The sequence below is a fragment of the Streptacidiphilus jeojiense genome (assembly GCF_000719095.1).
Taxonomy (GTDB): domain Bacteria; phylum Actinomycetota; class Actinomycetes; order Streptomycetales; family Streptomycetaceae; genus Streptacidiphilus; species Streptacidiphilus jeojiensis.
Genome location: NZ_JOEH01000043.1, coordinates 1 through 20,034 on the forward strand (window position 1 = coordinate 1; position 20,034 = coordinate 20,034).

The following is a 20,034-nucleotide window of genomic DNA, read 5'->3' on the forward strand; positions in this document are numbered from 1 at the left end:
GTACTGCAGGGGGGACCCTGTGGGAGAGTAGGACGCCGCCGAACAACCATTAACAGAAAGCCCCCTGACCACCGGTCAGGGGGCTTCTCTGCATTCCCCGCCGGAAGCGGGCAGGGGAGGCCGGCCGTCGTTGGTGGGGCGGCTGCTGTGGGTGGCTTACATGGCGCCACCGATGCCGAATGGCACGCCCGTGGCTTGTTGCTGTTGCTCGGCTCCGCCTCGCGGGCCAACTACAGCGGGGGAGCGGGGCCGGTGCCGGGCGCCGTTGCCGGGTGCGGGCGTGCAGAAGCGGTTCTGTGGCCGGGTCTCGCGGGAACCGGGGTCGATTTCGGGACACCGGGTCACTCGTGGTACGCCAGGACTGTGTCAAATGGGGCATTACGGCATGATCAAGTGACACCTTGTCCCGAAAGTGACCCCGGTTCAGTCCAAGGAACGTTTCTGCACGCCCCACCCCGCACCCACCCGCCGCCCGGCAACGAACCCCAACCCGCCCCCGGCTCCTCGTAGTTGGCCGCGAGCGGAGCGAGCCACCTCAGCCACCAACACGCCAACGCGCCCCACGGAACTGACGAACGATCACCGGGAGCGAACACGCACCGGCAACCCGGCCACAAGACGGGGGCTCGGCAGCAAGGCGGATTCCGCACCCACGCCAGCCGTCCTCCTCCTCTACTCCCGCCGGACGGCCACAACCGCGGAGGTTGTGGGGGTGGTGAGGATCTCCGTGGCCCGGAGGTCGGGGTGGGTGAGGTAGAAGAGCCTGAGCTCGTCGATCTCGCCGGCGAAGCGGGGTGGCCATTCGGGGGAGGGGGTGAAGTCGTCGAGGACGAGGATGCCGCCGGGGGCGAGGAGGTCGACCACCTGTTGCTGGGCGTCGCGTTTGCCGCCGCCGTCGCAGAAGAAGACGTCGAAGGGGGCGTGCCGCTCCAGGAGGCGCCAGTCGCCGGGGAGGACCTGTACCCGCTCGTCGTCCGCGAAGAGGTCGGCCGCGGCGCGGGCCAGTTCCTCGTCGCGCTCTGCGGTGACGAGTCGTGCTGCGCTGCCGAGGCCGCTGTGGAGCCAGGCGGTGCCGACGCCGCATCCGGTGCCGCTCTCGGCGATGGTGCCATTGGGCTTCGCGGCGGCAGCCACGCTGAGGAGTCTGCCCACCTCGGGCGTGCAGCTGAGCTTGAAGCCCGCCGCCGCTGCGGCGCGTTCTGCGGCTGATACGCGGACGGGGACGGCTGGTGCTGTGCTGGTCATGGCATTCCCCCTGGCTGGTCTGGTAGTTGGAGCGGGAGGAGCGGGCAGGCGCGAGCGGGAGAGCAAGGTCATCCTGCCACCTGCCCCCCTTCGGCCAGTCGACCTGGGAATAGTTGAGTGCTCAAGGATGCTGAGTCGGGTGACCGGTCGACGGACCGGCTGGACACCGAGAGGAGCAGGGCGCATGGCGATGCAGTACGTGGAAGAGGCAGTGTCGGAGAAGTGGCGGCGGGCCGGACTGTTCTTCGAGGCCAAGGACTACGCCGAGGCTGCACGGATCCTGGAGGGGGTCGTGGCCGAGCTGCCGGAGCAGGTGGACGTCCGGATGCTGCTGGCGCGGGCGTACTACCACTCGGCGCAGCTTCAGCGGGCGGAGGCGCAGCTGCGCGAGGTCATTGACCGGGACCCGGTCGAGCACTATGCGCACCTGATGCTGGGGCGCACGCTGCAGCGGCAGGGTCGGGCGGAGGAGGCGAAGCCGTGGCTGCGGATCGCGGACGCCTTCGCCGGTGAGTTTCCGGAGGGTGTCCGGGCCGTGGACGAGGCCGATGCACCGCTCTGACCGGTGGTTTCGGCGGATCAGGGCGTTCCGGGCGGCGGTGGCGGGTGCCGCCGCCCGGGGTGGAGTTCCCGGAAGCGTCGACCGTACAGCACGGGCGCTGTACGCTGATGGCATGTCGAAGCACATCACCATTCGGGTGGATGAGGAGTTCCACGCCCGTCTGGCGGCGCGGGCGGCAGCCGAGGGGACGACGATCACGGCACTGGTGACCGAGGTCGCCAAGCGGGAACTGGACGCTGATCGTCAGCGGTCGCTCGATGCGGCCGCGGAGTTCAACACGGCTGAGAACTGGGCCTACTTCCAAGAGCGGTTCGGACGTAAGACCGCGTGACGAGGGAACAGAGCGTGAAGGCTGACGAGGCATGGGCGTGGAACGTCCTGGCACACCACCTTCCCTCCGACCCGACCGTGTGGGACCCCTCGGGGATCAGTGCGGCGATAGCCCGGCATGCCACCGATGTGGTGCTGGTTGCCGATGAGGAGCCGCGCGACATCTGCTGGCGCGCGGCGGCCCTGCTGCACACGCTGGCGGTCTGCCCGCCGCTCGACAGCCCCATGAACGAGTTCTACGCGGCCACGCTGACCCGCTCCTACCTCGCCATGGCGGGGATCAAGCAGTTGCCGAACAGCTTCGCCCTCGCCGATCTGGTCGAGCACGCCAAGGAGCGCCGCGCGGACGTCTTCGCGACGGCGGAGGCGCTGCGGCAGCTCACCGACCTGGGCTAGCGGGCGGCGCACGGCGGGCGGCAGACAACGGATGACGATGCGGGACAGGGTGGCACTGGCCGACGGCTCGGTGCTTGCCTTCCAGGACACCGGCGGACCGGGGCCCGTCGTGGTTCTGGCGCACGGCGGGACCACCGACAGTCGGCTGTGGATGCGTCAGGTTCCGGTGCTGGCAGGCCGGTTCAGGGTGATCACCTATGACTGGGCGGGTCATGGCGAATCCGGCGATCCGGTGGGTCCGTACGCCAGGCATGAACAACTACTGCAGCTGCTGGACCAGTTGGACGTGGACCGGGCCGCCCTGGTGGGTAGCTCGGACGGTGGGAAGCTGGCGCTGGACGTGGCGCTGCTGCGGCCCGAGCTGGTCGACGGGCTGGTGCTGGTCGGCTCCGGGGTGTCCGGGTACCAGTGGCCGGAAAGCTTTCTGACGCTCTATCGGCAGCGGGTGCACGAGGTCGTCGGGCCGGAGCCGCGCGACCTGGAGACCTATGTCCGGGCCACGGTGGAGTTCCTCACCGCCGGCCCCGGGCGCAGCTGGACCGACCTGGATCCCGAGGTGTGGCGGCTCGCCCTGGAGATGTTCCGGACGATCACCCGGCGCGAGTGGTCCGGCTCCGCCCAGTTCGAGGCGCGGGACCTGGAGCCGCCGGCGTTCGGGCGGCTCGACCAGGTCGAGGTACCGGTCCTGGTGGTGCACGGCACCGAGGACGTGCCGGGGATCGTCGAGCTCTCGGAGCTGCTGGCCGGAGCTGCAGGGATCAACGCTGCCGGGATCAAGGGGGCGCGACACGCCGTGCTGCCCGGCGCCGGCCACCTGCCGCCGCTGGAGCAGCCGGATGAGTTCAACCGGGTACTGCTGGACTTCCTGGACACCCTCACCGCGGGTCCGGCCGGTCCACGTTCCAGTGCCTGACGACCTGGCAGAACCAGTCGTCCGCGCTCTCGCCGTCCCGCTTCGGCATGAAGGAGAAGCGGCTTATGGTGCGCTGCCCGCCTTCGCCGTCCCCGTAGAGCAGGTCGATGTTGATGCGGTCGCGTTCCTTCATCTGCGCCAGCAGCGTGGCGTGGTCGGGGTCGGAGGTCTCGCGTACCGCCGCGTGCCAGAAGCCGGTGTCGCCGGGGGCGATGTAGAGGTCGCGGCCCTGGCGGTGGAAGTCCTCCACGGGCGGGTGCTCGTGCTCGGCGAACCGGGGGCGCTCGCCGATGCGCCAGCCGTGGATGACGGCGAGGCCGGGGCCGACGTTGCGGATCGACGCGGCGAGGTAGACGACCTCGTTCGCCAGGGTGAGGTAGCCGGCGCTGCCGGGGAGGTGGGCCCACTGGCCGTCCTGCCAGAGCACCTTCTGCTTGGGGGCCTCGGCCCGCGAGGTGATCAGCAGCGGTCGCAGCGAGGCCTGGACGGAGCGTTCCGCCGCGCGGGCGGAGCGCTCCGCCGACCGGACCGCCGAGAAGGTGGCGGCGGCCAGGACCAGCGTGCCCGCTGCGGTGCCCAGATTGGAAAGTGTCGCCCAGTCAGTCATGGGACGCCTCCAGGCTGTGCGCGAGGTGAACTCGCGGGGGCGACAGATGTGCGATCGACGGCATAAAGGCAGGGTAAAGGATCACGCGGCGGCCCGCGGGCCGGTTTGGGTGCTGGGTACAGCGATCCTATGTGCGTACTGTGGGGTCCGAGTGAGATCGCCAGGGTCCGTGAACCAGGACGAAACCGGCTGACCGTTCCTCGCGTCTCAGCTCTCAGAATCCCATCAGAAATCGCACAGCAATGACTGCGGCCACGGCAATGCAGTCGAACTAGCCGGAAGGCCTGGTGAACCCCATGGGCGCTCTGTCCCGCAGGAACGTACTCTCCGGAGGTGCCCTCGCGGCGGTCACCGCCCTGGGTGTGACCGCCTGTGCGGACGGTTCCGGTGCGGCGAGAGGCTCGGGGGACAGCAAGCCCGGCGGGGGAGCAGCCTCGGCGCACCCCGGTTCCGCCGACGGTTCCTCGGCGGCCTCGCCGACCAGCGCGGGTGCTGTGCTGATCGGTGACGGCTCCACGTCCGACACCGGGCCGCAGCCGCACCAGCCGGTGCCGGAGCGGCTCAAGCCCGGCCAGAAGCCGCCGCAGTTCGTCGTCTTCTCCTGGGACGGCGCGGGCGAGGACAGCAAGAAGCTGTTCTCGCACTTCCGCGAGGTCGCCCAGGAGACCAAGGCGACCATGTCGTTCTTCCTCTCCGGCATCTACACCCTGCCCGAGAGCAAGAAGGACCTGTACCTGCCCCCGGGGCACCAGCCCGGGGCCTCCGACATCGGCTACCTGGCGGACGACCACATCCGGATGACGCTCCAGCAGGTCGGCGCGGCCTGGCTGGAGGGCCACGAGATCGGCACCCACTTCAACGGCCACTTCTGCAGCCCCGGCAACGGCGTCGGCACCTGGTCCTCGTCGCAGTGGCGCAGCGAGTTGGAGCAGGCCATCGGCTTCGTCACCAAGTGGCGCACCAACACCGGGTTCAAGGACCTGCCGGCGCTGCCCTTCGACTACCGCAAGGAGCTCATCGGCGGCCGTACCCCCTGCCTGCTGGGCCGGGACGCGCTGCTGCCCACGGCCAAGTCCATGGGCTGGAAGTACGACGCCAGCTCGCCGGGCGGCAACCAGGTCTGGCCCGGCCACTACAAGGGGCTGTGGGAGTTCCCGCTCCAGTCCATCCCGTTCCCCGGGCACAACTTCCAGGTCCTGTCGATGGACTACAACATGCTGGCGAACCAGTCCAACGCCAGCGTCAACGGCGACCCCGCCAAGCGACCCGGCTGGCAGCAGCAGTCGTACGGCGCGTACATGGCCGGGTTCAACCGCGCGTACACCACCAACCGCGCCCCCTACTTCATCGGCAACCACTTCGAGAGCTGGAACGGCGGCATCTACATGCGGTCGGTCGAGGAGGCGCTGCGCGCCATCGCGGCCAAGCCCGACGTGCGGCTGGTGTCGTTCCGGCAGCTGGTGGAGTGGCTGGAGGTGCAGGACCCGGCGGTGCTGGCCAAGCTGCGCACCCTGGACGTCGGTCAGACGCCCACGAGTTGGGCCGACTACACCACGCCCACCCCGGCCAGGTCCACCGCCTCGGCCTCGGCCAAGGCGACGCCCTCGCACGCCTGATCCACAGAGCCGGCAGCGCCGCGCGCATCGCACCGAGAACCACCGCACGGCCCCGCCTGACACCTCAGGCGGGGCCGCCCCTGCTTATGGCGACGGCGCCGGTGCCGTAGCGGGCGTCGAAGGCGCGCTGGTCGGCGCCGGTGCCCCGGGCGGTGCTGACCAGGACCGCGCAGCGCACGCCGTTGCTGGCGGTCCACGAGGTGACCCTGATGCCCTGCCGCCTCCAGTAGCCAAGGTCGGCGCCGATCCGGTCCATCAACTCGTGCTGGTGCCCGTAGGAGTAGCGGGAGTCCACGAACAGCAGCCGGGTGCGGCCGGCCACCGAGTGTGCGGCCGCGTCCAGGGCCGCGTCGGGGATGCGGTAGACCAGCAGCCGGTTGTGCGGGCTGTCGATCACCAGTGTGGTGTAGCTGCCGGCGAAGTGCCGCTCCAGATAGGGCGCGAGCCGGCGTACCACCGGGTCGAGTTGGCTCGGATGGCGGGTCCTGTAGTGCCCGCCGCGCGAGCCGCCGTCCGTCGACCCGTCGGCCGTGCCCTGGTGGGCGCAGGCGCCCGCGCCCATGCTCAGCAGCGCCGCGAGGACCGCGGCCGCCACGACCCGTCTCGACCTCCCCCGGTCGTCCATGCTCCCCCGTTCCGGTGCCCCCGTGAGTGGTGCCGCGCACCCCGCGCCACCTGCGTCGCGCCCCGTTCCGAGCAGCCGGACCGGAGCGAGTATGGGACGAGACCGGTGGCCCCCTCGGTTCCGCCTGCCTGCGGGAAATGCACTTCGGGGGTGCAGGACCAGCCGATCGGCGGGGGCGTGAGCAGGTCTCTGGACGGACGTCCGACCAAGATCGACGCGGCAGTATCTAACACAACCACCCTTCTGCCGGCGTCTTGTTGTCGGCGTCTTGTTGTCCCAGACCTGTTGTCCCAGACCTGTTGTGTCCGCGATGGAGCCGTAGCATGCATCGAGCCTCAGCCCCGGTAGCCCCGCGCCCCCGGCGCGTCGCTGCCCGAACCGTCGTCTGGTACCTGCGGGCGGTCGGCCTCCTCAACCTCCTCGCGGCGGTCTCGGTGACCCTGCGGGAGCAGGTGCGGCACCACAACACCGGCGTGTACTACACCCCCTACCTGCTCACCGCCGGATTCACCTCGGGCGTGTTCGCCCTGCTGATGGCGGTGATGATGAACCGTCGCAAGCGGGCGGCCTGGATCGCCAACGCGGTGATCTGCTGGCTGCTGCTGGCCGACCTGGTGGTGGCGATGGTGCGGCGCCCGGAGATCAGGGAGCACGGTTTCAACTGGGCCACCGCGGTGGTCACCGCGGTCTTCGCGGTCGCGCTGCTGGTGGGCCGGCGCGAGTTCCGGGCCAAGGGCGACCGGGCCAACCCGCGGATGGCCGCGGGCGTCCTGCTGGGCGGCGGACTGCTGACCCTGCTCGCGGGCACGCTGCTGGTCGGCGCGGCCAACACCGAGGCCGGCTCCTCGCTGCCCGGCCGGATGCACTACGTGCTGCTGCGCGCGATCACGCTGGGCTTCAACAGCGACGTCGACCTGCATGTGGCCGTGCCGCGCTGGGTGGACGTCTCGGTGAACGTGCTGAGCGTGGGGGTGCTGCTGCTGGTGCTCTACGCGCTGTTCCGCTCGCCGAAGGGCAAGGAGTTCCTCTCCGACGAGGACGAGACCCGGCTGCGGGGGCTGCTGGAACGGCACGGGGAGCGCGACTCGCTGGGGTACTTCGCGCTGCGCCGGGACAAGTCGGTGGTCTTCTCGCCGTCCGGCAAGGCCGCGGTGACCTACCGGGTGCTCGGCGGGGTGTCGCTGGCCTCGGGGGATCCCATCGGTGACGTGGAGGCCTGGCCCGGTGCCATCGAGGCCTGGCTGGCCCAGGCACGGGAGCACGCCTGGGTCCCCGCGGTGACCGGTGCCAGCGAGGAGGGGGGCATCGTCTACGCGAGGCACGGACTTGACGCCCTCGAACTGGGGGACGAAGCCATCGTCGAGGTGGGTGACTTCAGCCTGGAGGGGCGCGCGATGCGCGGGGTGCGCCAGGCGCACAACAAGGTGCGGCGCGCCGGATACAGCGTGATGCTGCGCAGGCACGGCGACATCGCCGAGGCCGAGATGGAGACCCTGGTGCGCCGGGCCGACCAGTGGCGGGACGGCCAGACCGAGCGGGGCTTCTCGATGGCGCTGGGACGGCTCGGCGACCCCGCCGACGGCCAGTGCGTGATGCTGGAGTGCCGGGACGCGGACGGCGAACTGCGGGCGCTGCTGAGCTTCGTGCCCTGGGGCGCGCACGGGCTGTCGCTGGACCTGATGCGCCGTGACCGGGAGGCCGACAACGGTCTGCTGGAGTTCATGGTCATCGAGCTGCTGCAGGGCGCGGGCCAGTTGGGCATCGAGCGGGTGTCGCTGAACTTCGCGGTGTTCCGGGCGGTCTTCGAGCGCGGGTCCCGGCTCGGCGCCGGACCGTTCCTGCGGTCCTGGCGCTCGGTGCTGATGTTCTTCTCGCGCTGGTGGCAGATCGAGTCGCTGTACCGGGCCAACGCCAAGTACCGGCCCCAGTGGGAACCCCGCTACGTCCTGTTCGAGCGGAGCCGGGACCTGCCCAGGATCGCCATGGTCAACGCCTGCGCCGAGGGCTTCATTGCGGCGCCGCGGCTGCCCTCGCTGCTCGGCCGCCGCCGTCGCGGCCAGGCCGCGGTGCCGGAGCCGGAGCGCGAGCTGCAGCGGGTGGCCTGACGGCCCGTCGACTGCGGGAAGACCGTCCGTCGGCGGCCCGGACGGGCTATCCGTCCGCCGGCCGGGCCGGGAGCTTGCCCTCCGGGCGCAGCGGGAGCACGGCGCTGACCAGGTAGCCGCCCTCCATGGTCGGCCGGGCCAGCAGGCTGCCGCCGAGCTGCTGGGCCCGTTCGCGCAGCCCCACCAGGCCGTGGCCGCCGCTGGGCAGCACCAGCGGCTCGGCTCCCGGGTCGGCCGGGCCGTTGCGGATCTCGACCTGCAGCCTGCCCGCGTCCGCCCGCACCGTGACGGTCACCGCGGCGCCGGGCGCGTACTTGCGGATGTTGGTCAGCGACTCCTGGACGGTGCGGTACGCGGCCCGCTCAACCGGCTCCGGCCAGGCCGAGGGCGGCTGCTGCCGGGACTGGTGCGGAACGGTGTCCAGCACCGCGTCCAGGCCGCTGGCGGCGATCAGCCGGGGCAGGTCGGCGAGGGTCGGCTGCGGCGAGAGCTCCCGTCCGTCGCCGCCGGCCGCCCGCAGCACCCCCACCATCTGCCGCAGCTCCTCCAGGGTCTTCACGGCCAGCTGACGGATGGTCCGGGCGCCCTCGGCGGTGGCCTCCGGGTCGTCGGCGCGCACCTGCAGCGCACCGGCCTGGATGGAGATCAGGCTGACCTGGTGCGAGACCACGTCGTGCATCTCCCGCGCCAGCCTGGCCCGCTCGGTGGACAGCACGCTGTGTGCCAGCAGGCGCTGCTCGCGCTCCTGGCCCCGGGTCAGCTCGTCCAGCCTGACCGCCAGTTCCCGCCGGGTCAGCACCAGCAGGCCGAGCACCACCGGTGCGATCGCGGTCATCAGCGAGTACATCGCCGCGAGGGTGGTGGTCCGGTCCCACTGCACCGGCACGTCGCTGTACGGCCAGGGCAGGAACTGGGCCACGGCCAGCAGCAGCGCGCAGCCGCCAACCACCCAGCGCCGGCGTTCGGCGGCGGCCAGGGTGTAGAGCGCGATCATCGGGGCCAGCCATATGTAGCTCAGCTGCAGTCCGGGCAGCGTCAGCAGCATCACCGCCAGCGGCCACCGGGTGCGCAGCAGCAGCGCCGCCGCGGCCACCAGGGAGGTCGACATCTGCACGACGGAGGTGAGGTCGTTGGCGAGCAGCGCGTCCAGGACGGCCAGCACCACCGGGACCGGGACCGTGATCCAGGGGCTCAGGTACCAGCGGCGGCGCGGCTCGGCGGTGGTGCTCATCCGGTCACATCGCCTTCGTGGTCATGCCCGGGGGGCGGAGCCGCCGCCCAGCAGTCCGGCCTGGTGGGCGAAGACCGCGGCCTGGACCCGGTTGGAGGTGCCGAGTTTGGCGAGGATCGCGCTGATGTGGTCCTTGACGGTACCGGTGCTGAGGAACAGCCGGGCGGCGATCTCCGCATTGGACAGGCCCTCGCCCAGCAGCGCGAGCACGTCCAGCTCCCGGGTGGTCATGGTGCGCAGCCTGGCGGCGGTCTGCCGGTCCGGGCCGGCGTCCAGGTAGCCGGCGATCACGGTGTCGGTGACGGCCGGGGAGAGCACCCGGCCGCCGTCGGCCAGCACCCGTACCGCGTTGACCAGCTGCTCCGGGTCGGTGTCCTTGAGCAGGAATCCGGCCGCGCCGCCGCGCAGCGCCGTCCCGATGTACTCGTCGGTGTCGAAGGTGGTGAGCATGGCCACGGCGGGCGGCTGCGGGAGCGCCCGCAGCGAGCGGAGCACGGTGATCCCGTCCACGTCCGGCATCCGGATGTCCAGCAGCACCACCTGCGGGGAGTACCTGCCGACGGTCTCCAGGGCCTCGGCGCCGGAGCAGGTGGCGACGACCTCGATGTCAGCTGCCGAGCCGACGATCAGGCTCAGGCCCGACCGTACGAGTGTCTCGTCGTCGACGATGACCACACGGATCAACTCGGTGACCTCTTCTTCAGTCCGCCGGTGGACGTCATCCTGTCGACGGCCTCCCTGGGACGAGGGTACGAGAGGCAGGGGCGGCCCGGTCCACGGGCTTGCCGAACGCTCACCTGACCGGGGCCGCTATGTTGGCGGTCCATCGATCATATGGACGAACGGATGGCGGGGATGACGACGGAGCAGCGGGACGACTCGGCACGCAACACGGTCTTCGGCGAGGTCGCCGAGCTCTACGACGCGGTCCGGGCCGAGTACCCGGCCGCGTTGGTGGACACCGTGCTCGACTACGCGGACCTCGGCGACCGGGGCGCGGTCGAGATCGGGGCCGGAACCGGGAAGGCGACCGTCGCCTTCGCCGAGCGGGGTGTGCCGATCGTCTGCGTGGAACCCGACCCGCGGATGGCGGCGCTGCTGCGCCGCAAGACCGCGGCCCACCCCGGCGTGCGGATCGAGCAGGCGGGCTTCGAGAGCTGGGTGCGGGCCGGCCGCACCTTCGGACTGCTCTTCGCGGCCACCTCCTGGCACTGGGTCCCCGAGGAGGTCCGCTGGGACCTGGCCTACGAGGCGCTGGCGCCGGGCGGCACGGCCGCGCTGTTCTGGAACCACCACGGCGTGATGGACCCGGAGGTGCATGCCGGGCTGGCGGAGATCGACGCCCGCTACCAGCTGACCTTCACCCCGCACACCATGGCGGGCTGGAACATGAGCGACACCATCGAGCCCCCGGAGGGCGACGAGTCCGTCTGGACCTCGCAGCTGCCGCTGATGCGCGGGCGCTTCACCGATCTGCGGGAGATCCGGTTCAAGACGCCGGCCCACTACCCGACGAAGCGTTATATCGACTATCTGACCTCGATCTCCGCCTACCGGATCATGAGCGATGAGGCCCGTGCGGCGGTCCAGGCCGAGGTGGCGGCGCTGCTGGACGCGCACGGGGGCGGCATCGACATGATCACCCGTAGCGACATGGTCCTGGCCAGGGCAGTCTGACCGTCAGAGCCGGTTGACCGCGGTGACCCGCAGCACCGCGCGGCCCTCCTCGTCCGAGGAGGCGAGGTCGACCTCGGCGCTGATGCCCCAGTCGTGGTCGCCGGCCGGGTCGTCGAAGATCTGCCGCACCAGCCAGGCGCCCTGGACCGACTCGTCGTCGATGATCAGCATCTTCGGCCCACGGGCGTCCGGTCCGGTGCCCAGGTCCTCGTGCTCGTCCCAGTAGGCGTCCATGGCCTCGGCCCAGGCGTCCTGGTCCCAGCCGCCCTCCCGTCGCCCACCACCACCCTTGTCCGACGCGCCTTGCGCGACACCCCCTTCGGCATCAAGTTCGCCCAGGTCGTAGTAGCGCTCCAGGGCGGCCAGTTCGACCCGGCGGAACATGGCGTTGCGGACCAGGACGCGGAAGGCGCGGACGTTGGCGGTGACCGGTGCGGTCTTCTCGTCCAGCATCTGCTGCTCGCGCTCCTCCTCGTCCTCCGGGTTGGCCAGCTTCTCCCACTCGTCCAGCAGGCTGGAGTCGACCTGGCGGACCAGCTCGCCCAGCCAGGAGATGAGGTCGCGCAGGTCCTCGGACTTCAGGTCGTCCGGGACGGTGTGCTCCAGCGCCTTGTAGGCGCCGGCCAGGTAACGCAGCACCAGGCCCTCGGTCCGCGCCAGCTCGTAGAAGCCGACGTAGTCGGTGAAGGTCATCGCGCGCTCGTAGAGGTCGCGGGCGACGGTCTTGGGGCGCAGCGGGTGGTCGCCGATCCAGGGGTGGACCCGGCGGTAGACCTCGTAGGCGTGGTTGAGCAGCTCCTCCAACGGCTTCTCGTAGGTGATCTCCTGGAGCCGCTCCATCCGCTCCTCGTACTCGACGCCGTCGCGCTTCATCTCGGCGACGGCCTCGCCGCGGGCCTTGTTCTCCTGGGCGGCGACGATCTGGCGCGGGTCGTCCAGGGTGGCCTCGACCACGGACAGCACGTCCAGGGCGTAGCTGGGGGACTCCACGTCCAGCAGTTCGAACGCCGCCAGGGCGAAGGTGGAGAGCGGCTGGGTGAGTGAGAAGTCCTGCTGCAGGTCGACGGTGAGCCGGACGATGCGTCCGGTCTCGTCGGGGGTGTCCAGCCGTTCGACCACGCCGCCGGCCAGCAGCGAGCGGTAGATGGCGATGGCCTCGCTGATGTGGCGGCGGCGGGCCTTGGGGTCGTCGTCGTTGTCCATCAGCAGGTGCCGCATCGCCTCGAAGGCGTTGCCGGGGCGGTTGATGACGGACAGCAGCATCAGGTGGCTGACCCGGAAGCGGGACACCAGCGGTTCGGGCTGGGCGTCGATCAGCTTGTTGAAGGTCTCCTCGCCCCAGGAGACGAAGCCCTCGGGGGCCTTCTTGCGGACCACCTTGCGCTTCTTCTTGGGGTCGTCGCCGGCCTTGGCCAGGGCCTTCTCGTTCTCGGTGACATGCTCGGGGGCCTGGGCGACCACGGTGCCGACGGTGTCGAACCCGGCCCGTCCGGCGCGTCCGGCGATCTGGTGGAACTCGCGGGCCCGCAGCAGTCGGACCCGTTGCCCGTCGTACTTGGACAGGGCGGTGAACAGCACGGTGCGGATCGGGACGTTGACGCCGACGCCCAGGGTGTCGGTGCCGCAGATGACCTTGAGCAGCCCGGCCTGGGCCAGCCGTTCCACCAGCCGCCGGTACTTGGGCAGCATCCCGGCGTGGTGCACCCCGATGCCGTGCCGGACGAACCGCGACAGGTTGCGGCCGAACTTGGTGGTGAAGCGGAAGTTGCCGATCAGTGCGGCGATGGCGTCCTTCTCGGCCTTGGAGCACATGTTGATGCTCATCAGCGCCTGGGCCCGCTCCACCGCGGCGGCCTGGGTGAAGTGAACCACGTAGACCGGTGCCTGCCCGGTGTTGAGCAGCTGCTCCAGGGTGTCGTGGATGGGGGTGCGCTGGTACTCGTAGAACAGCGGGACCGGACGGGTCACCGAGCTGACGGTGGTGGTCGGGCGGCCGGTGCGGCGCTGGAGGTCGGTCTCGAAGCGGCGGACGTCGCCGAGGGTCGCCGACATCAGCAGGAACTGCGCCTGCGGCAGCTCGATCAGCGGCACCTGCCAGGCCCAGCCCCGGTCCGGCTCGGCGTAGAAGTGGAACTCGTCCATGACCACCTGGCCGACGTCGGCCTGGGCGCCGTCCCGCAGTGCGATGCTGGCCAGCACCTCGGCGGTGCAGCAGATGATCGGCGCCATGGGGTTCACGCTGGCGTCGCCGGTCATCATGCCGACGTTCCGGGTGCCGAACATCTTCACCAGGTCGAAGAACTTCTCCGACACCAGTGCCTTGATCGGGGCTGTGTAGAAGGTCCGCTGTCCGTTCGCCAGGGCGGCGAAGTGCGCACCGGCTGCGACCAGGCTCTTCCCCGACCCGGTGGGGGTGTTCAGGATGACGTTGGAGCCGGAGACGATCTCGATCAGCGCCTCCTCCTGCGCCGGGTAGAGGGTGATCCCGCGCTCCTCCGCCCAGGCCGCGAACGCGGTGAAGAGATCGTCGGGCTGGGGGTCGGCGGGGATGAGATCAGTCAAGGTCACGGCTCCATCTTGCCTGGTTCCCGGCGGTCCGTGGTCCAGCGCGGGTCCGGTGCCCGGCCCGAGCACGGTCCGGTGGTGCGACCCCGGAGCTTCCAGGACCCGAAACCTGACGGCAACATCCCGGGTCTATCGCGGCAACGGGGTGGCAGTGCAGACTTCTACGCGCGTCCATCTACGCGCGTCCAGTCGGATGCCGCGTACCTCACCCTGCCCTCCTGCCAACTGGAGACCCAGTGCCCCTGAACCGCCGTGACTTCGTGGCCCGCTCCGCGGCCGTGGCCGCAGGAACCGCCGTCGTCGCGGGAGCGACCTCCAGCACCGCCGAGGCCGCCTCGCCCGAGTCCCAGCAAGCGGGGAAGAAGCCCAAGCCGAATCCCACCTACAGCTTCACCGTTCTGGGCACCACCGACGTCCACGGTAACTGCGTGAACTGGGACTACTTCAACAACGCCGAGTACGACGACAGCGCCCACAACGACGTCGGCCTGGCCAAGATCTCCACCATGGTGAACGGGCTCCGCGAGGAGATCGGCCATGACCGCACGCTGCTCATCGACGCCGGCGACATCATCCAGGGCACCCAGCTCAGCTACTACTACGCCAGGGTGGACCCGATCACGGTCGGCGGCCGGAAGGCGCCCAAGCACCCGATGGCGCTGGCGATGAACCACATCCGCTACGACGCGGCCGCCCTGGGCAACCACGAGTTCAACTACGGCATCCCCACCCTGCGCGCCTTCGAGCGGCAGTGCGACTTCCCGCTGCTGGCGGCCAACGCCCTGGACCCCAAGACCAACAAGCCGGCCTTCCGCCCCTTCATCATCAAGCGGATCTGCGTCCCGAACCTGCCGGACATCAAGGTCGGCATCGTCGGTCTGACCAACCCGGGCATCGCGATCTGGGACAAGGCCAACGTCAGCGGTCAGATGACCTTCGGCGGCATCGCCGAGCAGGCCGCGATCTACGTGCCCAAGGCGCGCAGCGCCGGCGCCGATGTCGTGGTCGTCTCCTCCCACACCGGGATCGACGAGGCCAGCTCCTACGGCGACCAGATCCCCTGGCCCGAGGACGCGGCAGCCGAGATGGCGCAGCAGGTGCCCGGCATCGACGCGATCCTGGTCGGTCACACCCACAAGGAGGTGGACCAGCGCCTGGTCACCAACACCGCCACCGGCAAGACCGTGGTGCTCTCCGAGCCGCTGAAGTGGGGCATGCGGCTGACCCGCTTCGACTTCGAGGTCGAGTTGGTGCACGGCGGCTGGGAGGTCACCTCCTGCGTGGCGAGCGTGCTCAACTCCAACACCTACGAGGAGGACCCGAAGGTCGTCAAGCTGCTGGCCGACGAGCACGCGGCCGTGGTCGCCTACGTCAACCAGGTCATCGGCACCTCTACCGTGGACCTCAACATCGCCCGTGCGCCGTTCCAGGACGTGCCGATCGTCGACCTCATCGGCAAGGTCATGGTGGACGCGGTGACGACCGGTCTGGTGGGCACCTCCTACGCGAGCCTGCCGGTGCTGGCCCAGGCCGCGCCGTTCAACCGGACCGCGGACATCCCGGCCGGCACGGTCCGGCTGCGCGACGCCGCGGGCCTCTACATCTACGAGAACACCCTGGCCGCGATGGTCCTGACCGGTGCCCAGCTGGTGGACTACATCGAGTTCTCGGCGAACTACTACAACACCCTCGCGGTGGGCGCCCCGATCGTGGAGTCCGCCCTGACCAACGCCAACAACCTGCCCGACTACAACTACGACGAGGTGTACGGGCTCAGCTACGACATCGACGTGTCGCAGCCGGCCGGCTCCCGCATCCTCAACGTGACCTACAACGGTGCGGCGCTGGACCCGACCCAGCAGTTCGTGCTGGCGATCAACAACTACCGCGCCAACGGCGGCGGCAACTTCCCGCACGTCGCCACGGCCACGCAGATCTGGACCAGCTCGGACGAGATCCGCAACACGATGATCGCCTGGGTCAAGGCCAAGGGTGAGATCAACCCGGCCGACTTCGCGGCCAGCCCCGGCTGGCGCCTGGTCCGCGCGGGCGTGCCGCTGTACTAGCGATCAGCGACCAGCGGGACGAGAGGTGTCCGGTCCGGTCGGGGACAGCAGTGTGACCGGACCGGACACCTTACCGATTCCTGAAAGCGGGTCGTTTCCGCTAGGTGCGCACAGTTCCGCGTGGTGAACTTGAAATATGAACAAGGACGGCAGGCCGGTCGGGCGCAGGGTCGTGCTCGGCGTGGCCGCGCTCGGGGCCGCCGGGGTGGCCTTCGGGGCACGGTTCCAGAACGGCATCGACAGCTTCCTTGCCACGGTCGACAGCAAGGACCCGACCGGCCTGACCGGGCTGCTGCCCGGCGGCGGGGGCTTCCAGATCTACAACGTCGCCGACTCGCTCCCGCACAAGAGCGACCAGGACTACCGGCTCACCGTCGACGGGCTGGTCGACCGGCCCGCCACCTACACCCTGGCCGAGCTGAGGGCGATGCCGCAGACCACCCTGGTCAAGGACGTGCAGTGCGTGACCGGCTGGCGGGTGCCCGACACCGAGTTCGGCGGGGTGCTGCTGTCGCACCTGCTGGACACCGCCGGGGTCAGGCCCGAGGGCAAGGCGCTGCGCTTCACCTGCTTCGACGGTGTCTACAGCGAGAGCCTGACCCTGGACGAGGCCCGCCGCCCGGACATGATGGTGGCGCACCAGATGAACAACGCGCCGGTCACCGACGCCCACGGCGGCCCGGTGCGGCTGTACGCGGCGCCGATGTACTTCTACAAGTCGGCCAAGTGGCTGTCCGGCATCACCGTCACCGACCGGGTCATGCCCGGCTACTGGGAGCACTACGGCTATGACGTCGAAGCCTGGGTCGGCAAGTCCAACGGGCGCAACGATGCACCGACCTCCCCCTGAGCCCGGCGAGCGCTACCGGTTCACCGTCGTCGAACGCTGGGTGCACCGGACCACCTCCACCCTGATGATGACCGCGATCGTCACCGCCGCCTGCCTCTACCTGCCGTTCCTGGCCGAGATCGTCGGACGGCGGCGACTGCTGGTGGTCATCCACGAGTGGTCCGGCATCCTGCTCCCGGCGCCGCTGCTGGCCGGGATCTTCTTCCGCTCGCTGCGCGCCGACCTGACCCGGTTGAACCGGTTCGGCCCGCAGGACAGCGGCTGGGCCTGGCGGGCGGTGCGGCACGGCACCAGGGCGGCCGGTCCGGCCGGGAAGTTCAACGCCGGGCAGAAGCTGTTCTCGGCCTTCATCGCCGGCGCGGTGCTGGTGATGGTCGGCACCGGTCTGATCATGTGGTTCCCGCACCTCTCCGCGCTGACCGTGCGGACCGGGGCCTCCTTCGTCCACGACTGGCTGGCGCTGGTCGTCGGCATCCTGGTCATCGGGCACATCCGGATGGCGCTCAAGGACCCCGAGGCCCGGCACGGGATGCGCACCGGGCGGGTCTCCCGGGCCTGGGCCAAGCGCGAGCACGCGCTGTGGACCGAGGACGAGGAGCAGGGCGAGAAGCACGGCCGGGAACAGGAGCCGTCAGCCGGCCGCTGAGGCCCGTTCGATCTTCAGCGCCACCCCGTCCAGGAAGGTCTCCAGCACCAGCTCGAACACCTGGGCGTCGTCCCGGAACAGCTCGGTGAGCCGGGGCGCGCTGGCGCGCACCAGCGGGAAGCGGTCCTCCGGGAGCAGGCCGTACTTGACCGCCCAGGCGGCGTCGTCCTTGGCCTGCGCCTCCTGGTCCAGGATCAGGAACGAGGCCGAGGACTGGGTCATCGCCAGGGTGAGGTCCAGCAGCATCCGGTAGCACTCGGCGGCCTGGACGACCGGCAGTCCGGCCCGGTGCAGCACCCCGATCAGGTACTCCACGCTGGTCGTCTCGGCCGGGCTGGCGGTGGTGCGGGCCGCGGCCAGCACGGCCAGGGCCGGGCGCCGCATGTAGACCGCCCGGACCGCGCGGGCGGTGGCGGCCAGGGTCTCCCGCCAGCGGTCCGGACCCAGTGCCGAGACGGCGGCGAGCTCCACCGCCTCCTCCACCATGACGTCGGTCAGGGCCAGGATCAGCTCGTCCTTGTCGCGGAAGTGCCGGTACACGGCGGTCGGGTCCGCGCCCAGCTCCTTGCCGAGCCGACTGAACGTCAGCACCCCACCGCCGTCCGGCGAGCAGAGCCGGAGCGCGGCCTCCAGGATCGCCTCGCGGGTCAGCGCGGCCCGACGCCTGGCGGTGGCGGCAGCGCCCTGGTCCTTCGTCGCAGCCACTGCTGCTCCTCCCGTTGCGGCGGCCGGGGGAGTGCCGCGGCCGAGTTGATCCGATCTTAACCGGCGGCCGATGTCAATGCCATTGACAGCACCGCTGTCATCGAGTGTGATGCTCACTCATCCAGCACCGCCAGCAGTGTTCCCACCACGGAGGACCCGTGCCCCGCGACACCCACCACGCCGACCTGGTCTTCACCGGCGGCCCCGTCTACACCGTGGACCCGGCCCGGTCCTGGGCGACCGCGGTCGCCGTCAGCGGCGGACGGATCACCGCCGTCGGCGACGACCACGACGTCCGCCCGCTGATCGGCCCCCGCACCGAGGTGGTCGACCTGGCCGGGAAGCTGCTGCTGCCCGGCTTCCAGGACGCCCATGTCCACCCGGTCCTGGCCGGGACCACGCTGCGCAGCTGCGACCTGCACCAGCTGGAGACCGCACCGGAGTACGCCGCCGCGGTCGCCGGCTACGCGGCCGCCAACCCCGACCGGGCCTGGATCACCGGCGGCGGCTGGAGCATGGAGGCCTTCCCCGGCGGCACCCCGCACCGGGACCTGCTGGACGCGGTCTGCCCGGACCGCCCGGTCGCACTGCCCAACCGCGACGGCCACGGGCTCTGGGCCAACAGCCGGGCCCTGGAGATCGCCGGGATCACCGCCGGCACCCCGGACCCGGCCGACGGCCGGATCGAGCGCGACCCCGACGGCACCCCCACCGGGATGCTCCAGGAGGGCGCCGCCGAGCTGGTCACCCGTCACATCCCGGCCGCCACGGCGCAGGAGCTCTACCAGGGGCTGCTGGCCGGGCAGGCCTTCCTGCACAGCCACGGCATCACCGGCTGGCAGGACGCCGCGGTCGGCCCCGCCTTCGGCCCCGGCGACGTCTACGGCGCCTACCTGGCCGCGGCGAAGGACGGCTCGCTCACCGCCAGGGTCCGCGGCGCGCAGTGGTGGGACCGCGAGGGCGGTCTCGAGCAGCTCCCGTTCTTCCTGGAACGCCGGGCCGAGTGCGCGGCGGTGGGCGACGGGAGCGGGCGGTTCAGCACCGGCAGCGTCAAGATGATGCTGGACGGCGTCGCCGAGAACCACACCGCCGCCATGCTGGAGCCCTACCTGGACGGCTGCGGCTGCTCCAGCGGCGCCTCCGGGATGGACTTCATCGATCCCGAGAAGCTCGGCGGCTACGTCAGCGAACTCGACGCGGCCGGCTTCCAGGTGCACTTCCACGCCCTCGGCGACCGGGCCGTCCGCAACGCCCTGGACGCGGTCGAGGAGGCGCTGCGGCGCAACGGGCAGCGCGGCAACCGGCACCACCTGGCCCACCTCCAGGTGGTGCACCCCGAGGACGTCCCGCGCTTCCGGACGCTCGGGGCCACCGCCAACATGCAGCCGCTCTGGGCCTGCCACGAACCGCAGATGGACGAGCTCACCATCCCCTTCCTGGGCGAGCGCCGCTCCGGCTGGCAGTACCCGTTCGGCTCGCTGGCCCGCTCCGGGGCCATGCTCGCGGCCGGCAGCGACTGGTCGGTCAGCACCCCCGACGTGATGCTCGGCGTCCATGTCGCGGTCAACCGCAGCGCCCCGCAGTTCGAGGGCGGATCCGAGGGCGGATCCGCGGGCGGCGACGGCGGCAATGGCGGCGAGGTCCTCGGCGCGGAGGAGCGGCTGGACCTGGGCACCGCGCTGGCCGCCTACACCGCGGGCACGGCCCGGGTGAACCACCTGGACGCGGTCACCGGCTCGGTGCAGGTGGGCAAGTACGCCGACCTGGTGGTGCTGGACCGCGACCCCTTCGCGGGACCGGCCGAGTCCATCGGCGCGACCCGGGTGCTGCGCACCTACGTCGACGGCGCGCTGGTGCACGCCGCGCAGTAGTCCGGCGCAGTCCGGCCCCTGGAT

The 20,034-nt window shown here is 70.8% G+C and carries 18 protein-coding genes; 11 read left to right on the forward strand and 7 right to left on the reverse strand.

Going from position 1 to position 20,034, the window contains the following annotated elements; genetic code table 11:
• Window positions 1-672 precede the first annotated feature (672 nt).
• On the reverse strand, window positions 673-1,245 hold the full coding sequence (locus tag IF29_RS0137715) for an O-methyltransferase (RefSeq protein ID WP_030265674.1): 573 nt from the start codon (window positions 1,243-1,245) through the stop codon (window positions 673-675).
• Window positions 1,246-1,429: 184 nt separating this feature from the next.
• Here IF29_RS0137715 and IF29_RS0137720 point away from each other — a divergent pair, with 184 nt between their 5' ends.
• The 4 genes from IF29_RS0137720 (at window position 1,430) to IF29_RS0137735 (ending at window position 3,446) form a co-directional block, all read left to right on the forward strand.
• Entirely contained in the window at window positions 1,430-1,807 is a 378-nt protein-coding gene (locus IF29_RS0137720; protein ID WP_051726553.1) for a tetratricopeptide repeat protein, read from the forward strand.
• Window positions 1,808-1,919: 112 nt separating this feature from the next.
• Window positions 1,920-2,138 carry a toxin-antitoxin system HicB family antitoxin gene (locus IF29_RS48255; protein ID WP_030265696.1) on the forward strand — a complete coding sequence of 73 codons (219 nt, stop codon included), beginning with the start codon at window positions 1,920-1,922 and terminating at the stop codon, window positions 2,136-2,138.
• 14 nt (window positions 2,139-2,152) lie between these two features.
• On the forward strand, window positions 2,153-2,533 hold the full coding sequence (locus tag IF29_RS0137730) for a hypothetical protein (protein ID WP_030265700.1): 381 nt from the start codon (window positions 2,153-2,155) through the stop codon (window positions 2,531-2,533).
• 37 nt (window positions 2,534-2,570) lie between these two features.
• Complete coding sequence (locus IF29_RS0137735; RefSeq protein ID WP_157624134.1) at window positions 2,571-3,446, forward strand: alpha/beta fold hydrolase; 876 nt, start codon at window positions 2,571-2,573, stop codon at window positions 3,444-3,446.
• On the opposite strand, the gene IF29_RS0137740 is transcribed toward IF29_RS0137735, so the two are convergent.
• A complete protein-coding gene (locus tag IF29_RS0137740; protein WP_030265706.1) occupies window positions 3,409-4,053 on the reverse strand; it encodes a hypothetical protein in 645 nt (214 codons plus the stop codon). The genes IF29_RS0137735 and IF29_RS0137740 overlap by 38 nt on opposite strands.
• A 296-nt stretch (window positions 4,054-4,349) precedes the next feature.
• On the opposite strand from IF29_RS0137740, the gene IF29_RS0137745 reads away from it, so the two are divergent.
• A complete protein-coding gene (locus IF29_RS0137745; RefSeq protein ID WP_037598215.1) occupies window positions 4,350-5,669 on the forward strand; it encodes a polysaccharide deacetylase family protein in 1,320 nt (439 codons plus the stop codon).
• Between the two features lie 64 nt (window positions 5,670-5,733).
• Here the strand turns inward: IF29_RS0137745 and IF29_RS0137750 are convergent, their stop codons facing one another.
• Window positions 5,734-6,264, reverse strand: a complete 531-nt coding sequence (locus IF29_RS0137750; RefSeq protein WP_030265712.1) for a hypothetical protein — start codon at window positions 6,262-6,264, stop codon at window positions 5,734-5,736.
• 353 nt (window positions 6,265-6,617) lie between these two features.
• Here IF29_RS0137750 and IF29_RS0137755 point away from each other — a divergent pair, with 353 nt between their 5' ends.
• Entirely contained in the window at window positions 6,618-8,399 is a 1,782-nt protein-coding gene (locus IF29_RS0137755; RefSeq protein ID WP_051726554.1) for a phosphatidylglycerol lysyltransferase domain-containing protein, read from the forward strand.
• A 46-nt stretch (window positions 8,400-8,445) separates the two neighbouring features.
• Here the strand turns inward: IF29_RS0137755 and IF29_RS0137760 are convergent, their stop codons facing one another.
• The gene (locus IF29_RS0137760; protein ID WP_051726555.1) at window positions 8,446-9,630 is read right to left on the reverse strand and encodes a sensor histidine kinase; all 1,185 of its coding nucleotides are present in this window, start codon (window positions 9,628-9,630) and stop codon (window positions 8,446-8,448) included.
• A gap of 21 nt (window positions 9,631-9,651) precedes the next feature.
• On the reverse strand, window positions 9,652-10,314 hold the full coding sequence (locus tag IF29_RS0137765) for a response regulator (RefSeq protein ID WP_030265723.1): 663 nt from the start codon (window positions 10,312-10,314) through the stop codon (window positions 9,652-9,654).
• 171 nt (window positions 10,315-10,485) lie between these two features.
• On the opposite strand from IF29_RS0137765, the gene IF29_RS44145 reads away from it, so the two are divergent.
• Window positions 10,486-11,307: a class I SAM-dependent methyltransferase gene (locus IF29_RS44145; protein ID WP_051726556.1), complete on the forward strand. Its 822-nt coding sequence runs from the start codon at window positions 10,486-10,488 to the stop codon at window positions 11,305-11,307.
• Window positions 11,308-11,310: 3 nt separating this feature from the next.
• Here the strand turns inward: IF29_RS44145 and IF29_RS0137775 are convergent, their stop codons facing one another.
• Window positions 11,311-13,875: a DEAD/DEAH box helicase gene (locus IF29_RS0137775; protein WP_030265729.1), complete on the reverse strand. Its 2,565-nt coding sequence runs from the start codon at window positions 13,873-13,875 to the stop codon at window positions 11,311-11,313.
• A 233-nt stretch (window positions 13,876-14,108) separates the two neighbouring features.
• Here IF29_RS0137775 and IF29_RS0137780 point away from each other — a divergent pair, with 233 nt between their 5' ends.
• From IF29_RS0137780 to IF29_RS0137790, 3 genes are all read left to right on the forward strand, one after another.
• A complete protein-coding gene (locus tag IF29_RS0137780; RefSeq protein ID WP_030265732.1) occupies window positions 14,109-15,938 on the forward strand; it encodes a bifunctional metallophosphatase/5'-nucleotidase in 1,830 nt (609 codons plus the stop codon).
• A gap of 136 nt (window positions 15,939-16,074) precedes the next feature.
• Window positions 16,075-16,788 (forward strand): molybdopterin-dependent oxidoreductase, encoded by a 714-nt coding sequence (locus IF29_RS0137785; RefSeq protein WP_030265735.1) that lies wholly within the window; start codon window positions 16,075-16,077, stop codon window positions 16,786-16,788.
• Window positions 16,769-17,434 (forward strand): cytochrome b/b6 domain-containing protein, encoded by a 666-nt coding sequence (locus tag IF29_RS0137790; protein ID WP_051726557.1) that lies wholly within the window; start codon window positions 16,769-16,771, stop codon window positions 17,432-17,434. Before IF29_RS0137785 ends, IF29_RS0137790 begins: the two co-directional genes overlap by 20 nt.
• Here IF29_RS0137790 and IF29_RS0137795 read toward each other — a convergent pair.
• Window positions 17,420-18,139, reverse strand: coding sequence for a TetR/AcrR family transcriptional regulator (locus tag IF29_RS0137795; RefSeq protein ID WP_030265743.1), 720 nt, complete (start codon window positions 18,137-18,139; stop codon window positions 17,420-17,422). The two genes, IF29_RS0137790 and IF29_RS0137795, sit on opposite strands and share 15 nt — an antisense overlap.
• Window positions 18,140-18,297: 158 nt before the next feature.
• Between IF29_RS0137795 and IF29_RS0137800 the strand changes: the two genes are divergently transcribed.
• The gene (locus IF29_RS0137800) at window positions 18,298-20,010 is read left to right on the forward strand and encodes an amidohydrolase (protein ID WP_030265746.1); all 1,713 of its coding nucleotides are present in this window, start codon (window positions 18,298-18,300) and stop codon (window positions 20,008-20,010) included.
• Window positions 20,011-20,034: the final 24 nt, after the last annotated feature.

Excerpts from the sequence above, each read along its gene's own strand:
- IF29_RS0137720 (WP_051726553.1), top strand. The coding sequence starts at position 1,430 with ATGGCGATGCAGTACGTGGAAGAGGCAGTGTCGGAGAAGTGGCGGCGG.
- IF29_RS0137790 (WP_051726557.1), top strand. The coding sequence starts at position 16,769 with ATGCACCGACCTCCCCCTGAGCCCGGCGAGCGCTACCGGTTCACCGTC.
- IF29_RS0137745 (WP_037598215.1), top strand. The coding sequence starts at position 4,350 with ATGGGCGCTCTGTCCCGCAGGAACGTACTCTCCGGAGGTGCCCTCGCG.
- IF29_RS48255 (WP_030265696.1), top strand. The coding sequence starts at position 1,920 with ATGTCGAAGCACATCACCATTCGGGTGGATGAGGAGTTCCACGCCCGT.
- IF29_RS0137755 (WP_051726554.1), top strand. The coding sequence starts at position 6,618 with ATGCATCGAGCCTCAGCCCCGGTAGCCCCGCGCCCCCGGCGCGTCGCT.
- IF29_RS44145 (WP_051726556.1), top strand. The coding sequence starts at position 10,486 with ATGACGACGGAGCAGCGGGACGACTCGGCACGCAACACGGTCTTCGGC.
- IF29_RS0137735 (WP_157624134.1), top strand. The coding sequence starts at position 2,571 with ATGCGGGACAGGGTGGCACTGGCCGACGGCTCGGTGCTTGCCTTCCAG.
- IF29_RS0137740 (WP_030265706.1), bottom strand. The coding sequence starts at position 4,053 with ATGACTGACTGGGCGACACTTTCCAATCTGGGCACCGCAGCGGGCACG.
- IF29_RS0137785 (WP_030265735.1), top strand. The coding sequence starts at position 16,075 with ATGAACAAGGACGGCAGGCCGGTCGGGCGCAGGGTCGTGCTCGGCGTG.
- IF29_RS0137760 (WP_051726555.1), bottom strand. The coding sequence starts at position 9,630 with ATGAGCACCACCGCCGAGCCGCGCCGCCGCTGGTACCTGAGCCCCTGG.
- IF29_RS0137715 (WP_030265674.1), bottom strand. The coding sequence starts at position 1,245 with ATGACCAGCACAGCACCAGCCGTCCCCGTCCGCGTATCAGCCGCAGAA.